General features: G+C 57.3%; 20 protein-coding genes and 1 riboswitch. Of the genes, 15 read left to right on the top strand and 5 right to left on the bottom strand.

Features of this window, described 5'->3' with window-relative positions; genetic code table 11:
* Positions 1-4 precede the first annotated feature (4 nt).
* The 13 genes from rplR (at position 5) to QC816_RS14340 (ending at position 8,494) form a co-directional block, all read left to right on the top strand.
* Complete coding sequence (gene rplR, locus QC816_RS14400; protein ID WP_066318549.1) at positions 5-355, top strand: 50S ribosomal protein L18; 351 nt, start codon at positions 5-7, stop codon at positions 353-355.
* Positions 356-367: 12 nt separating this feature from the next.
* Positions 368-868 (top strand): 30S ribosomal protein S5, encoded by a 501-nt coding sequence (rpsE, locus tag QC816_RS14395; RefSeq protein ID WP_085917620.1) that lies wholly within the window; start codon positions 368-370, stop codon positions 866-868.
* Positions 869-874: 6 nt separating this feature from the next.
* A complete protein-coding gene (gene rpmD, locus QC816_RS14390) occupies positions 875-1,057 on the top strand; it encodes a 50S ribosomal protein L30 (protein WP_066318538.1) in 183 nt (60 codons plus the stop codon).
* Positions 1,058-1,060: 3 nt separating this feature from the next.
* Entirely contained in the window at positions 1,061-1,495 is a 435-nt protein-coding gene (gene rplO, locus QC816_RS14385) for a 50S ribosomal protein L15 (protein WP_066318535.1), read from the top strand.
* Positions 1,496-2,827 carry a preprotein translocase subunit SecY gene (gene secY / locus QC816_RS14380; RefSeq protein ID WP_085917621.1) on the top strand — a complete coding sequence of 444 codons (1,332 nt, stop codon included), beginning with the start codon at positions 1,496-1,498 and terminating at the stop codon, positions 2,825-2,827.
* Positions 2,828-2,856: 29 nt separating this feature from the next.
* The gene (gene rpmJ, locus QC816_RS14375; protein ID WP_009099023.1) at positions 2,857-2,970 is read left to right on the top strand and encodes a 50S ribosomal protein L36; all 114 of its coding nucleotides are present in this window, start codon (positions 2,857-2,859) and stop codon (positions 2,968-2,970) included.
* A 123-nt stretch (positions 2,971-3,093) separates the two neighbouring features.
* Positions 3,094-3,450, top strand: coding sequence for a 30S ribosomal protein S13 (rpsM, locus tag QC816_RS14370; RefSeq protein WP_085917622.1), 357 nt, complete (start codon positions 3,094-3,096; stop codon positions 3,448-3,450).
* A 39-nt stretch (positions 3,451-3,489) separates the two neighbouring features.
* On the top strand, positions 3,490-3,876 hold the full coding sequence (gene rpsK / locus QC816_RS14365) for a 30S ribosomal protein S11 (RefSeq protein ID WP_027337525.1): 387 nt from the start codon (positions 3,490-3,492) through the stop codon (positions 3,874-3,876).
* A 12-nt stretch (positions 3,877-3,888) separates the two neighbouring features.
* Complete coding sequence (rpsD, locus tag QC816_RS14360) at positions 3,889-4,509, top strand: 30S ribosomal protein S4 (RefSeq protein ID WP_085917623.1); 621 nt, start codon at positions 3,889-3,891, stop codon at positions 4,507-4,509.
* A gap of 98 nt (positions 4,510-4,607) precedes the next feature.
* The gene (locus tag QC816_RS14355; RefSeq protein ID WP_027337527.1) at positions 4,608-5,603 is read left to right on the top strand and encodes a DNA-directed RNA polymerase subunit alpha; all 996 of its coding nucleotides are present in this window, start codon (positions 4,608-4,610) and stop codon (positions 5,601-5,603) included.
* 39 nt (positions 5,604-5,642) lie between these two features.
* Entirely contained in the window at positions 5,643-6,029 is a 387-nt protein-coding gene (rplQ, locus tag QC816_RS14350) for a 50S ribosomal protein L17 (protein WP_074397824.1), read from the top strand.
* Positions 6,030-6,263: 234 nt separating this feature from the next.
* Positions 6,264-7,523: a D-alanyl-D-alanine carboxypeptidase gene (locus QC816_RS14345; RefSeq protein ID WP_254902840.1), complete on the top strand. Its 1,260-nt coding sequence runs from the start codon at positions 6,264-6,266 to the stop codon at positions 7,521-7,523.
* A gap of 95 nt (positions 7,524-7,618) precedes the next feature.
* Positions 7,619-8,494: a DMT family transporter gene (locus tag QC816_RS14340; RefSeq protein WP_309782959.1), complete on the top strand. Its 876-nt coding sequence runs from the start codon at positions 7,619-7,621 to the stop codon at positions 8,492-8,494.
* Positions 8,495-8,503: 9 nt separating this feature from the next.
* Here QC816_RS14340 and thiE read toward each other — a convergent pair whose 3' ends face one another.
* From thiE to QC816_RS14320, 4 genes are all read right to left on the bottom strand, one after another.
* The gene (gene thiE, locus QC816_RS14335) at positions 8,504-9,115 is read right to left on the bottom strand and encodes a thiamine phosphate synthase (RefSeq protein ID WP_268902085.1); all 612 of its coding nucleotides are present in this window, start codon (positions 9,113-9,115) and stop codon (positions 8,504-8,506) included.
* Positions 9,105-9,908 (bottom strand): hydroxyethylthiazole kinase, encoded by an 804-nt coding sequence (thiM, locus tag QC816_RS14330; RefSeq protein ID WP_309782956.1) that lies wholly within the window; start codon positions 9,906-9,908, stop codon positions 9,105-9,107. Before thiM ends, thiE begins: the two co-directional genes overlap by 11 nt.
* A 24-nt stretch (positions 9,909-9,932) precedes the next feature.
* Positions 9,933-10,029: riboswitch (TPP riboswitch) on the bottom strand.
* Positions 10,030-10,076: 47 nt separating this feature from the next.
* The gene (locus QC816_RS14325) at positions 10,077-10,421 is read right to left on the bottom strand and encodes a hypothetical protein (RefSeq protein ID WP_085917628.1); all 345 of its coding nucleotides are present in this window, start codon (positions 10,419-10,421) and stop codon (positions 10,077-10,079) included.
* A gap of 108 nt (positions 10,422-10,529) precedes the next feature.
* Positions 10,530-10,904 (bottom strand): DUF2237 family protein, encoded by a 375-nt coding sequence (locus QC816_RS14320; RefSeq protein ID WP_085917629.1) that lies wholly within the window; start codon positions 10,902-10,904, stop codon positions 10,530-10,532.
* Positions 10,905-11,116: 212 nt separating this feature from the next.
* Here QC816_RS14320 and gloA point away from each other — a divergent pair, with 212 nt between their 5' ends.
* Positions 11,117-11,650 (top strand): lactoylglutathione lyase, encoded by a 534-nt coding sequence (gene gloA, locus QC816_RS14315; protein ID WP_264825321.1) that lies wholly within the window; start codon positions 11,117-11,119, stop codon positions 11,648-11,650.
* Between the two features lies 1 nt (position 11,651).
* Entirely contained in the window at positions 11,652-12,014 is a 363-nt protein-coding gene (locus QC816_RS14310) for a DUF6164 family protein (RefSeq protein WP_309782953.1), read from the top strand.
* Here QC816_RS14310 and QC816_RS14305 read toward each other — a convergent pair.
* The gene (locus tag QC816_RS14305) at positions 12,006-12,686 is read right to left on the bottom strand and encodes a cupin domain-containing protein (protein ID WP_268902089.1); all 681 of its coding nucleotides are present in this window, start codon (positions 12,684-12,686) and stop codon (positions 12,006-12,008) included. The two genes, QC816_RS14310 and QC816_RS14305, sit on opposite strands and share 9 nt — an antisense overlap.
* Positions 12,687-12,767 lie beyond the last annotated feature (81 nt).

Raw genomic sequence — 12,767 nt, 5'->3', positions numbered from 1 at the left:
GGTTATGAACGCGAAGAAAGAATCTCGTCTCCGTCGTGCCCGCCGTGCTCGCGCCAAGATCCGCGAGCTGGGCGTGTATCGCCTGTGCGTCAACCGTACCCCGCGTCACATCTATGCGCAGATTATCTCGCCGGATGGTGGCAAAGTGTTGGCTAGCGCATCTACGCTGGACAAAGCACTGCGCGAGGGTGCGACTGGTAACTCGGAAGCCGCTACGAAAGTCGGCGAACTGATTGCCGAACGCGCTAAAGAAGCAGGCATCACCCAGGTGGCCTTCGACCGTGCTGGCTTTAAGTATCACGGTCGCGTCAAGGCTCTGGCCGACGCCGCGCGTGAAGGCGGCCTGGAATTCTAAAGGGTTTTTACGATGGCGAAGAACGAACAGCAAAGCGGTGATCTGCAGGAAAAACTTGTGCAGGTCAACCGCGTCGCCAAGGTGGTCAAAGGTGGTCGTATTTTCGGCTTCACCGCACTGACCGTCGTTGGTGATGGTAAAGGTCGTGTTGGTTTCGGTCGTGGTAAGGCGCGTGAAGTGCCGATCGCGATTCAGAAAGCCATGGACCAAGCTCGTCGCAACATGGTCAAGGTCAACCTTTCAGGCCATACGCTGCAATACCCGGTTAAAGCCCGTCACGGTGCTTCCAAGGTATACATGCAGCCAGCCTCTGAAGGTACCGGCATTATCGCCGGTGGCGCCATGCGCTCTGTATTGGAGCTCGCTGGTGTCCATGACGTACTGGCCAAGTGCTACGGTTCCACTAACCCGGTTAACGTGGTGCGAGCGACTGTTAAAGGTCTCGCTTCCATGCAAGCACCGGATGACGTGGCCGCCAAGCGCGGCCTGTCTGTCGAAGCGATCACGGGGTAAGGCACCATGGCAGCAACGATCAAGGTTACCCAGATCCGCAGCACCATCGGCGTTCAGCCCAGGCACAAGGCGACTATCAACGGCCTGGGTCTGCGTCGCATCGGTCATTCGGTTGAGCTGGAAGACACCCCTGCCGTACGCGGCATGATCCACAAGGTTAACTACCTTGTGCGCGTTGAGGGAGAGTAATCCATGAAACTCAATACCTTGAGCCCGGCAGCGGGCTCTAAACACGCTGCAAAGCGCGTTGGTCGTGGTATCGGTTCCGGTCTGGGCAAGACCGGTGGCCGAGGCCACAAAGGTCAGAAAGCACGCAGCGGTGGCAGCGTCAAGCCAGGTTTCGAAGGCGGTCAGATGCCGTTGCAGCGTCGTCTGCCGAAATTTGGTTTCACCTCGGCCAAGTCGATGGTCTCGGAAGAGGTTCGCCTGGCTGAGCTGGCCCAAGTGGCCGGCGAAGAGGTGACACTCGAGACGCTGAAGCAGGCAAACGTGCTGAAGGATGCAACGCTACACGCGAAGATCATCCTTTCTGGCGAACTGAAAAAAGCGGTTACCGTTCGCGGCATCAAGGTCACCAAAGGTGCCCGTGAAGCGATCGAAGCCGCTGGCGGCAAGGTAGAGGACTAAATGGCCAAGTCAGGAAACATGCCGGCGATGGGCAGCGGTCTGAGTGAACTGTGGGCGCGTTTGCGCTTCGTGCTCCTCGCCATCGTGGTGTACCGTATTGGTGCCCACATTCCCGTTCCCGGTATCAATCCTGACCAGCTTGCTGCCTTGTTCAGGGAGCAACAGGGCACCATTCTGGGCATGTTCAACATGTTCTCGGGTGGTGCGCTGGAGCGCATGAGTGTCCTCGCCCTGGGCATAATGCCCTATATTTCGGCGTCGATTATCATGCAGCTGATGACTGCGGTCTCTCCCCATCTTGAACAGCTCAAGAAGGAAGGTGAGGCCGGCCGCCGCAAGATTAGCCAGTACACCCGCTACGGTACGGTGCTACTGGCGTTTATTCAGGCTGTCGGTATGTCTGTCGGTCTGGCTAGCCAGGGTATCGCGTACACCGCTGACTTCAGCTTCTATTTTACCGCCGTGATTACGTTCGTATCGGGTGCGGTATTCATGATGTGGCTAGGTGAGCAAATTACCGAGAAAGGCATTGGCAACGGTATTTCGTTGCTGATCTTTGCCGGTATTGTGGCTGGGCTGCCCAGTGCGGCAGGTCAGGCGTTTGAATTGGCTCGCAACGAAGGGGCCTGGAACGTACTGCCACTGTTAGCGCTATCGGCACTGGGTATCGCGACTGTTGCGTTCGTGGTGTTCATTGAACGCGGTCAACGCCGCCTTAAAGTGAATTACCCGCGGCGCCAAGTCGGCAACAAGATGTATGCAGGGCAAAGCAGCTACCTGCCATTGAAAGTGAACATGGCGGGGGTCATTCCAGCCATTTTCGCCTCCAGTATCCTGCTCTTCCCGGCTTCAATCGGCCAATGGGTGGGTTCAGGTGATGGCATGGAGTGGTTGCAGCGTGCCTCGCAAGCATTAGGTCCCGGCCAACCGCTTTACATCTTGCTTTTTGGGGCGGCAGTGGTATTCTTCTGCTTCTTTTACACAGCGCTGGTCTTCAACCCTAAGGACGTAGCTGACAATCTGAAAAAGTCAGGTGCATTCCTGCCGGGTATTCGTCCTGGCGAGCAGACCGCTCGCTATATTGACAAGGTCATGACGCGTTTAACGTTGTTTGGTGCCTTGTACATCACTGCGGTTTCCCTGATGCCCCAGTTCCTGATCGTAGCGTGGAACGTACCGTTCTTCTTTGGTGGTACCTCGCTTCTGATCGTGGTCGTGGTTATCATGGACTTCATGGCCCAGGTGCAATCGCATCTCATGTCGCATCAATATGACTCAGTGATGAAGAAGTCCAACCTGAAAGGCTACGGTAGTGGCGGCATCATGCGCTAAGGCGCCTGCCGTCCGTATTGGAGAGAACGATGAAAGTTCGAGCTTCCGTAAAGAAAATGTGCCGTAACTGCAAGATTATTCGTCGCAATGGCGCAGTCCGCGTCATCTGCATCGAACCGCGGCACAAGCAGCGCCAGGGTTAATTTCCTGGTCTGTATTAAGCGGGTGCCGGCATACCCCTTGCCTTCGGGTGTACAAAGGGGGTATGCTGTTGCGCCTTTTAAAGATGATTAACGAGCAAGCCGCTCAAATTTCGGAGTAAGCTGATGGCCCGTATTGCAGGCGTCAATATCCCGGACAACAAGCATGCGGCGATCTCGCTGACCTATATCTTCGGGATTGGCCGTACACGTGCAGAGCACATCTGTGTTGCTGCCGGTATCGCGCCGACTGCCAAGATCCAGGACCTGTCTTCTGAAGAAGTCGACACCCTGCGTTCTGAAGTTGGTAAGTACACCGTAGAGGGCGACCTTCGTCGTGATGTCACGCTTAACATTAAGCGTCTCATGGACTTAGGTTGTTTCCGTGGTCTGCGTCATCGTCGTAGTCTTCCGCTGCGTGGTCAGCGGACTAAGACTAACGCGCGTACCCGTAAGGGCCCGCGTAAGCCGATCCGCAAATAACACGCACGTTCTGGCGTAAAGACAGGAATAGACATCAACATGGCTAACCCGCGTAGTAACCGTAAAAAGGTTAAAAAGCAGGTAGTGGATGCCGTAGCGCATATCCATGCCTCTTTTAACAACACGATCGTGACGATCACAGACCGCCAGGGCAACGCTCTGTCATGGGCGACTGCCGGTGGTTCGGGTTTTCGTGGTTCTCGCAAGAGCACCCCGTTCGCTGCTCAAGTGGCAAGTGAACGTGCAGCAACTGCTGCAGCCGAGTATGGTGTGAAAAACGTAGACGTGCTGGTCAAAGGCCCAGGTCCCGGTCGTGAATCCGCCGTGCGCGCACTGAATGCCGCCGGCTTCCGCGTGCAAAGCATTATCGACGCGACGCCCATCCCCCATAATGGCTGCCGTCCGCCGAAGAAACGCCGCGTTTAAGGAGACAGATTCATGGCTCGTTATATTGGACCGAAGTGCAAACTGTCTCGTCGTGAAGGCACCGACCTCTTTTTGAAGAGTGGTGTGACTCCCTTCGAGAAAAAGTGTAAATCCGAGCAGATTCCGGGTGTACACGGCCAGCGCCGTCAACGTCTTTCAGACTACGGCTTGCAGCTTCGCGAGAAGCAAAAAGTACGTCGTATGTACGGCGTACTCGAAAAACAGTTCCGTAACTACTACAAAGAAGCCGCTCGCCTGAAAGGCGCGACCGGTGAAGTATTATTGCAGTTGCTCGAATCCCGACTGGATAACGTCGTCTACCGTATGGGCTTCGGCTCGACTCGCTCTGAAGCGCGTCAGCTGGTCAGCCACAAGGCGATTAGCGTGAACGGTCGCAGCGTTAACATAGCTTCCTATCAAGTGAAGCCGGGCGACGTTGTTTCCATTCGCGAAAAGGCGAAGAACCAGGCTCGCATTCAAAACGCGTTGTCCATTGCGGCCAACCGTGGTGATGTGGCGTGGATCGAAACCGACGCCAAGAAGATGGAAGGCACTTTCAAGGCTCTGCCTGAACGCGGTGACCTGTCTGCCGACATCAACGAAAACCTGATCGTCGAGCTGTACTCCAAGTAAGCAGTTTTCTGTTTCTTGTCGACCTGGTGCCGGTTTAAGGCCAGCACCAGGTCGTACCGAGTACCAAGTATCCGTTTGGCAGCCTGAAAGGTGTTCATATGCAGCGTTCAGTGACAGAGTTTCTCCGTCCTCGTGACATCAAGGTCGAAGAAATCAGCGCACATCATGCCAAGATCGTACTCGAACCGTTCGAGCGCGGCTTTGGCCACACCCTGGGGAATGCACTGCGTCGCATTCTGCTTTCATCCATGCCCGGCTGTGCCGTGGTAGAGGCTGAGATTGCGGGTGTCGAGCACGAATATAGTGCTCTCGAAGGGGTGCAGGAAGATGTCATTGAAATCCTCCTGAACTTGAAAGATGTTGCGATCAAGATGCACAGCCGCGATGAGGCGGTGCTCTCGCTGAACAAGCAGGGCCCAGCCGTCGTCACCGCTGGCGACATTGCACTTGATCATAGCGTCGAAATCGTCAACCCGGACCACGTCATTGCACACGTCAATGAAGGTGCCGAGCTGAAGATTCAGCTTAAGGTAGCACTGGGTCGTGGCTACGAACCGGCTGACGCTCGTGGCTCTGATGAAGAGTCCCGTGCCATTGGCCGCCTGCAGCTGGATGCTACCTTCAGCCCTGTCCGCCGAGTTTCCTACGCGGTCGAAGCTGCTCGTGTCGAACAGCGGACCGACCTCGATAAGCTGATTATCGATCTGGAAACCGACGGTACTCTGGATCCGGAAGAGGCTATCCGCCGCAGTGCGACCATCCTGCAAGAGCAGCTGGCCGCCTTCGTCGACCTGGAAGCAGATAAAGAGCAGGAAGTCGAAGAGGAAGAGGATCACGTTGATCCGATCCTATTGCGCCCCGTAGACGATCTTGAGTTGACCGTTCGCAGCGCGAACTGCCTGAAAGCCGAGAATATCTATTATATCGGTGATCTGATTCAGCGCACTGAAGTTGAGCTGTTGAAGACCCCGAACCTCGGTAAAAAGTCCTTGAATGAAATCAAGGATGTATTGGCGGCGCGCGGCTTGTCCCTAGGCATGCGGTTGGAAAATTGGCCGCCGGCTAGCCTGAAGGACGACAAGGCCTCCGCGTGAGTGTCGACTCGAGTCCCAGTTTGGTAAGGAATTACAACCATGCGTCATCGTAAGAGTGGTCGTCATCTGAATCGTACCAGCTCGCATCGGCAGGCCATGTTCAAGAACATGTCTGTCTCGCTGGTCGAACATGAAGTTATCAAGACAACCCTGCCCAAAGCCAAGGAGCTGCGTCGCGTCATCGAGCCGCTGATCACCTTGTCTAAGCAGGATAGCGTTGCCAACCGCCGTTTGGCATTTGCCCGCACGCGCTCCAAAGAAGCCGTCGGCAAACTGTTCAACGAGTTGGGTCCGCGTTACGCCGAGCGTCCGGGCGGTTATGTCCGTATTCTCAAGTGCGGTTATCGTACCGGCGACAATGCGCCCATGGCATTCGTTGAGCTTGTCGATCGTCCGGTGGTTGAAGAGGCCGTTGCAGAAGAGTAATTCCCTTTTGCTACACCTCGTCAACGCCAAAACCGACCCCTTGTGGGTCGGTTTTTTTATGGTGCCGATTAGCCAGTTCAACGTATATACTCAATGCATTAGCCTGAAGTAAAGGCCACTATCACGGCGCTGTTATAAAACAAAATGTCAGGGGGACGTATGATAGCGAGACAATGTCGGCGAGCCGTATCCATCAGAGCAGTATCGTTGTTGATAGGGGTATTGTTCATTGTCATGGCTCTACCCCTGCAAGCGGCTAACCCACGCTATGCGGGGATGGTCGTCGACCTTGATCAAGGTGAAGTACTGTATTCGGAAAATGCGGATGCTCGCCGTTACCCTGCCTCGCTGACCAAGGTCATGACCCTCTATCTGGCCTTTGAAGCGCTAGAAGAAGGGCGATTGCAGCTGGACCAACCGCTGCCGGTGTCGTCCCAGGCGGCGTCCATGCCTGCAACAAAGTTATGGCTTTCCCCTGGCAGCTCGATTCTGGTCGATGAAGCAATTCGTGCGCTCGCTGTCCGCTCGGCCAATGACGTAGCGGTCGTCATGGCAGAGGCGTTGGGGGGTAGCGAACGTCGCTTTGCCCAGTTGATGACGGAAAAAGCCCGCGAACTGGGAATGCGCCATACCACCTTCCGCAATGCCTCGGGGCTTCCCGATGATCGGCAGGTCACCACGGCGCGCGACATGGTCACCCTTGCGGTACGTGTAATGCGGGATTTCCCCGAGTACTATCACTATTTTGGTCTTCAGGCGTTCACTTACCGCGGCACTCGGCACACCAGTCACAACCGACTGGTACGTGACTACCCCGGGGCCGATGGCTTGAAAACCGGTTTTATACGCGCTTCAGGCTTCAACGTGATTACCACGGCCAAGCGCGGTGACCGGCGCTTGATGGCTATTGTGATGGGCGGATTTACCGCTCAGTCCCGGGATAAGCACATGGCAAATCTGCTGGATCGGGGCTTTGCCCGTGCAGCCCTCCTTGATAAGTCGAACTGGCTGGCCGACCTTGAATTTTCTGAAGAATACATGGCCTTTTCCCCAGCACCTTCTCATACGCCCGCGCCGTCGCCGACGCCAACACCCGCACCGGTCGAATCTTCACCCGTTGTCGCGTCTTACTCGCCTGAAACAGCTCCATTTGAACCGCCGGGCGTGGCAGCACAAGCTCCAGAACCACAAACGGATCCCTTGCAGGCCTTTATCGACCGCGAGCGTGCTATGGCATCTCGTGCCGCAGGTGGCTGGGGTATTCAAGTAGGCGCTTTCAGTCAGGAAGATCAAGCCCAGCGCTATGCACGTGAAGCTGCCGCGTACTTGCCACGTGACCTCGATGGTCAAGTGGCGATAGACGACACCTCCGTAGGTCAGAACCCGATATTTCGTGCCCGGCTGATGGCGCTGGAAGAACAACAGGCACATCAGGCATGCGAACAGCTGCGCTCGCGGGGAATGGACTGTATGGTCGTTAACGCCAGCCTGTAGCATTGAAAAGAGCCCAAAACCCCGCCAAAGGCTCTTTGGCGGGGTTTTTACTTTTCAGATCATCAATTCGAGCTAGGGAATAAAAGGAGACGGCGGTGACGACGTCGCTGAAAGGCATACTTTGCATGTGTACGGGGGTGCTGTTCCTGGCACTGGGGGACGCCGTCTCCAAGTGGCTAGGCGAGGTGCACTCACCACTGCAGATCATCTTCTTTAGGACGCTGATCTCGCTACCGCTGATTGCCCTGCTTGCCCACTTTGCTGGCGGCTTGCGCAAGTTACGGACCCGGCGACCGGGGGTGCACCTGCTACGCGGCTTGATCTATACCGCTACCATGGTCTGTTTCGTATGGGGTTTGACGCTATTACCGCTGGCTGAAGCCACGGCGATAGCCTTTGTCGCGCCGCTGTTTGTCACCGTGCTGTCGGTGCCGTTGCTGGGAGAACGTATTGAACCTCCGGTGCTTATTGCCTCACTGGTGGGGTTTGTCGGAGTGCTGATTATTGTTCGCCCTAACAGTGATGCCTTTCAACTGGGCGCCGTGGTGTTGGTGGGAGCGGCGCTGTTCTATGCCCTGATGATGATTACCGCACGCCGCTACGGGGGCCGTGAGCACCTTTGGGCGATGCTTTTCTACATGACCTCTGTGCCCTTGGTGGTGACGGGGCTGACCTTGCCTTGGGTTTGGCAGACGCCGCTGCCCTGGCACTGGCTGGGCTTTTTGGCGTCTGGCGTTCTGGGGGTAGGTGCGACGGCGTTTATTACCCTGGCATTTCGCTTCGCTCCCGCGGCGATAGCCGCCCCGTTTGATTACACCGCCATGCTCTGGGCAGTGCTGCTCGGCTGGTGGTTCTGGGGCGAACTGCCGGACCTCTGGGTATGGGTGGGCAGTGCCTTGATCATGGCGAGCGGCCTGGCGATTGCCTATCACGACCGTCGAACGACGTTAAAACGGCGCCCAACGGCCTAGTACCGACTCTTAACGCCGGAAGGCGCGAGCCGCTGCCTCAGGGTCGGGCTGCCCGCAAATCGCCGAGATGACCGCTAGCCCGTCAGCGCCTGCCCGCCGTATCGCGCTCACGTGGCTGGCATTCAGCCCGCCGATGGCCACGCTGGGTATCGGGCAATCCTTGATCAAGGAGGCGAGACCGCCAAAGCCAATCGGTTGGGCGTGATCCGCTTTGCTGGGGGTGGCAAAGATCGGCCCGATGCCGACGTAGTCAAGCTGATCAATGGGCGCGTCATGCAGTTGCTCAACGGTGTTGATCGAGAGCCCCAATATGGCCTTTGGCCCCATCGCAGCCCGGGCCAGGCGAACCGTCGCATCGCTCTGACCCACATGCAGCCCATCGGCCTGACTGGCAAGTGCCACCTCAAGGCGGTCGTTGATGATCAACGCCACCCCAGTGCCTGCCAGCAGGTCTTTCAAACGTCGTGCCTGGTCGATCATCTGTGCATCGCTTGCCTGCTTGTCGCGCAGTTGCACCATGCTGACGCCGCCGCGGACCGCCTCGCTGACGGTATGCTCAAGACCATGGTGCTGGCAAAGGGTCGCGTCGGTGACCAGATAGAGCGACAGATCAAAGGGCATCGCTGACCTCCCGCTGGGCAAAGCGGTTAAGCTCATCAGGTGTCAGTTGGTAAAGCGCGTCCAACAAGGCAACGTAAAAGCTGCCGGGCCCCCTGGCAGCCTTGCCAGCACGCTCCCCGGCTGCCGCAAAGCACGCAACGGCGGCACTGCTGGCATTCAACGGCGCGTCCGGATTGGTGGCGACAAACGCGGCGACCAGGGCGCTAAGCCCACAGCCCAAGGTCGTGACGCGGGGCATCAAAGGGTGGCCGCCATTGATCGAGTAGCAGACTCGTCCGTCGGTGACCCTGTCCCGCTCACCGGTCATGGCCACAATACACTTTTGCCGCTCGGCAAGTGCCATGGCGGCCGTTATGGCATCGTCGGTAGACGCGGTGGCATCAACCCCCCTGCCCTGGTGGGCCAGCCCATTGAGCGACAGTATTTCAGAGGCGTTGCCACGGATGACGCTGGGCTTAAGGGCCAACAGGTCGGCGCAGACCGTCTGGCGATAACGGGTCGCACCGACGGCGACGGGATCCAGTACCCAGGGCGTGCTGTGCTCGCGAGCCGTGCGCGCGGCAAGCAGCATGGCCTCCGCCCAGGGTGATGAAAGCGTCCCGATGTTGACCGACAGTGCATCGGCAAGCGCGGCGAACTCAGCGACTTCCTGGGTGGCATGCAGCATGGCAGGTGACGCCCCGGTGGCCAGCAGCAGATTGGCGGTGCTGTTCATCGCGACATAATTGGTGATGCAGTGAATAAGCGGGGTGGTATCGCGCAGCGTCATCAAGCTGTCGCCAAATGTGGTCATGAAATCCTCCCGGCAGGGAGGTGGTGACAGGGCACCACGACTCCCTACGCCGGTATTAGCCGGTTCAGGTTATAAGGGTGCTTCTCAGCCCGTTCAGTGACGAGCGCCCCTGTCGTGATCATACTATCCGTGCCTTAGGTGGGTCTGTAAAGCGTTGGATAGGCTCGTTTAACGAAACGAGATGCGTGTTCCGTAGGTGAGCATTTCATCGGGCGTCATGGCTTTCCCCTCAACACCGATCATTTCGTCGCCGCACTGATCGGCAAAGGTAAGCACGCCATGGGTCAAGCCCAATTCACCCAGAGTATCGCGGATTTCGCCAGTGCCCAGGAAGGTGCTGACGTGCCCTTGGGCATTGGATAAATCAGAAACCCCGTTGGCATGGTGAAAGCGCACCTTATAGATGCCATCCATTGATTCAACTTCCACAATCGGCGAGAAGCCGTTGCGGAGCGCCTGGGAAAGCTGCTTCAAGGTGATGTGATCGCCAAGGGTCATATCGATCGAGGTCATGACCTACTCCTGTTGGATACCCTTCCGGTGGGGATCAACTGATGCGGTGTATAAAATTTATAATGGAAGTGTAGGATGTTTGCACAGAATATCCAAGACGCAACCCTATCAATGCACGGCATCCAGGGCGTGTTGGCGCAAGGTTTCGAGGCCGATGATGTCGAGGGTTTTCTGGTTAGTGGCGGATAAGACGACAGGGGGCGCCAAGCCCACCTCGGCGGCTTCCAGCCAGCGTGATGCGCACAGGCACCAACGGTCACCGGGCCGCAGGCCAGGAAAGCCAAATTCAGGCCGCGGCGTTACCAGGTCGTTACCTTGTGCCAGTGAAAAGGCCAGAAACTCCTCCGTCAGCATGGCGCACACAGAGTGGACGCCCATATCATCCGCCCCCACGCGACAGAATCCATCGCGGTAAAAGCCGGTTTTGGGGTCATGGCAGCACGGGGTGAGCGGTTCACCCAGGACATTGAGATCGCGGGCCATAAGGCCTCCTTAGCGCAAGGACTGGTATTTTGTCAGACTGCCCTCATGATGAAATGACAGACAACTATCATTCTGGTGCGCCATGAGGGCGAGTCACGATGGTTGGTAAAGGCTGTTGGTAACAGATAGTTGGTACAGACAGTTGCTGAAGACTGCCAGCCAGGACTCTACAGCCTTGTACAAAGTAACCGAAACGTCAAAGGAGATAGTGCATGTCATTTCAAGGTGAGCAGCATCCAGGGGTTGCCCCGACGCCCAAGCAAACCCAGGGATTCCGTTTGAACCACACCATGTTGCGGGTCAAGGACCCCGAGCGTGCGCTGGCGTTTTATTCACAGGTGTTTGGTATGCAAGTGATGCGTCGACTTGATTTTGAAGAAATGCAATTTTCACTCTACTTTCTGGCTAATCTGGAAGACGGTGATCAGGTCCCTGAAGAGACGCAGGCAAGAACCGCCTGGACGTTCAGTCAGAAGGGGCTTTTAGAGCTGACCCACAACTGGGGCACAGAAAACCAGGACGGCTTTGCCTACCACGATGGCAACGCCGAGCCCCAGGGGTTTGGTCATATCTGCTTTAGCGTGCCCGATCTGGCGGCGGCCCAGGCGTGGTTCGACGAGCACGACGTCACCTTCGTCAAGCGTGCCGATCAGGGAAAGATGCAAGACGTGATTTTCGTCAAAGACCCGGACGGCTACTGGATTGAAGTGATTCAAGCGGACCTGATGGCCGGCAAGGGCGACTAGCATGGCGCATTTGCTGTTTCGCCTGCGCCATGTGACCGACGAAGAGGCCATGGAAGTCCGCCAGTTGCTCGATGCCCATGGCCTGGATACTTACGAGACACAGGCTGGTTTCTTCCGATTGGGCGTGGATGCCATCTGGCTGCGTGACCTAAGTCAGCTTGAGGATGCCAACACGCTACTGGCCGAGTATCAGGCCGAGCGCCAGGCGCGGGCCAGGCAAGAACACAACGAAGCCCTCGCACGGGGTGATGCGCCCACCTTATGGCAGCGTTTTAGTGCCCACCCCGTGCAAATCACGCTGGTGGGCGTGGCCATCTTATTGCTGGTGGCGTTGACGCTGCTGCCCTTTCTGGCCCTAGGCTGAATCGTCCTGCACCGGCGGTAGGTGGCCGCGCTTGAGGTACATCTGCACGCCATGTTCCCCGGCAGTGAGGGTCAGCGCCATGCCGCTGGGGTAGCGGCACCAGCTGCCAGCGGTGTATTCCCGGTCGCCGTCGCTCAAGGCGCCCTCCAGCACGAAAAACTCCAGCCCGCCGGTCAGCACCGGATACTCAATGGCCTGGCCAGCCTCCCAGTGTTCCAGGCTGACCCGCTCCTGTTTGAAGGTGTGCAGCATCTTGTAGCTGATGCCGGGGCGACGGTCCGGCTGCCAGGGCAGGCGGTGGGCGGGGACGGCAAGCTGTAGCTCATCGTTCTGGTCGAACTGGTGCAGCTTGACCAGTATCAGCGCGCCCTCATCGCCAATTTGCGGCGTGTGGGCGGTACCGATGGGGTTTCTCAAGTAGCTACCGGCGGCATAGCGACCATACTCGTCGGCAAACACACCCTCCAGCACTAAAATCTCTTCGCCACCACCGTGGATATGCGGGTCAAACTGGCTATTCGGCGCGTAGCGCACGAGGCTGGTGGCGCGCGCGACTTCGTCGCCAATACGGTCAAGCATCATCCGTTCGACGCCAGCACTGGGCGAGGCCACCCAGCGGTAATCTTCCGGTGTCACACAGGCAAAGCGGGTAAAGTCGGCGTTTAAACGCATGGGGCTGACTCTTGCAGGCAAAGGAAGTGGTGCTAGTCTCCTTATCGACAGCGAAAAATGCAACTTTCGCTGACACTGTTC

Source organism: Vreelandella janggokensis (assembly GCF_031451615.1).
GTDB classification, from domain to species: Bacteria; Pseudomonadota; Gammaproteobacteria; order Pseudomonadales; family Halomonadaceae; genus Vreelandella; species Vreelandella janggokensis.
This window is presented reverse-complemented; position numbering and strand designations above follow the sequence as displayed.

Bases quoted from the DNA above. Each gene is read 5' to 3' on its own strand.
- QC816_RS14355 (WP_027337527.1), top strand. From the start codon at position 4,608: ATGCAGCGTTCAGTGACAGAGTTTCTCCGTCCTCGTGACATCAAGGTC.
- rplR (WP_066318549.1), top strand. From the start codon at position 5: ATGAACGCGAAGAAAGAATCTCGTCTCCGTCGTGCCCGCCGTGCTCGC.
- secY (WP_085917621.1), top strand. From the start codon at position 1,496: ATGGCCAAGTCAGGAAACATGCCGGCGATGGGCAGCGGTCTGAGTGAA.
- rpsK (WP_027337525.1), top strand. From the start codon at position 3,490: ATGGCTAACCCGCGTAGTAACCGTAAAAAGGTTAAAAAGCAGGTAGTG.
- rpsD (WP_085917623.1), top strand. From the start codon at position 3,889: ATGGCTCGTTATATTGGACCGAAGTGCAAACTGTCTCGTCGTGAAGGC.
- QC816_RS14310 (WP_309782953.1), top strand. From the start codon at position 11,652: ATGGCGCATTTGCTGTTTCGCCTGCGCCATGTGACCGACGAAGAGGCC.
- QC816_RS14320 (WP_085917629.1), bottom strand. From the start codon at position 10,904: ATGGCCCGCGATCTCAATGTCCTGGGTGAACCGCTCACCCCGTGCTGC.
- rplQ (WP_074397824.1), top strand. From the start codon at position 5,643: ATGCGTCATCGTAAGAGTGGTCGTCATCTGAATCGTACCAGCTCGCAT.
- thiM (WP_309782956.1), bottom strand. From the start codon at position 9,908: ATGACCACATTTGGCGACAGCTTGATGACGCTGCGCGATACCACCCCG.
- rpsE (WP_085917620.1), top strand. From the start codon at position 368: ATGGCGAAGAACGAACAGCAAAGCGGTGATCTGCAGGAAAAACTTGTG.
- rplO (WP_066318535.1), top strand. From the start codon at position 1,061: ATGAAACTCAATACCTTGAGCCCGGCAGCGGGCTCTAAACACGCTGCA.
- rpmJ (WP_009099023.1), top strand. From the start codon at position 2,857: ATGAAAGTTCGAGCTTCCGTAAAGAAAATGTGCCGTAACTGCAAGATT.
- thiE (WP_268902085.1), bottom strand. From the start codon at position 9,115: ATGCCCTTTGATCTGTCGCTCTATCTGGTCACCGACGCGACCCTTTGC.
- gloA (WP_264825321.1), top strand. From the start codon at position 11,117: ATGTCATTTCAAGGTGAGCAGCATCCAGGGGTTGCCCCGACGCCCAAG.
- QC816_RS14305 (WP_268902089.1), bottom strand. From the start codon at position 12,686: ATGCGTTTAAACGCCGACTTTACCCGCTTTGCCTGTGTGACACCGGAA.
- QC816_RS14345 (WP_254902840.1), top strand. From the start codon at position 6,264: ATGGCTCTACCCCTGCAAGCGGCTAACCCACGCTATGCGGGGATGGTC.
- QC816_RS14325 (WP_085917628.1), bottom strand. From the start codon at position 10,421: ATGACCTCGATCGATATGACCCTTGGCGATCACATCACCTTGAAGCAG.
- rpsM (WP_085917622.1), top strand. From the start codon at position 3,094: ATGGCCCGTATTGCAGGCGTCAATATCCCGGACAACAAGCATGCGGCG.
- rpmD (WP_066318538.1), top strand. From the start codon at position 875: ATGGCAGCAACGATCAAGGTTACCCAGATCCGCAGCACCATCGGCGTT.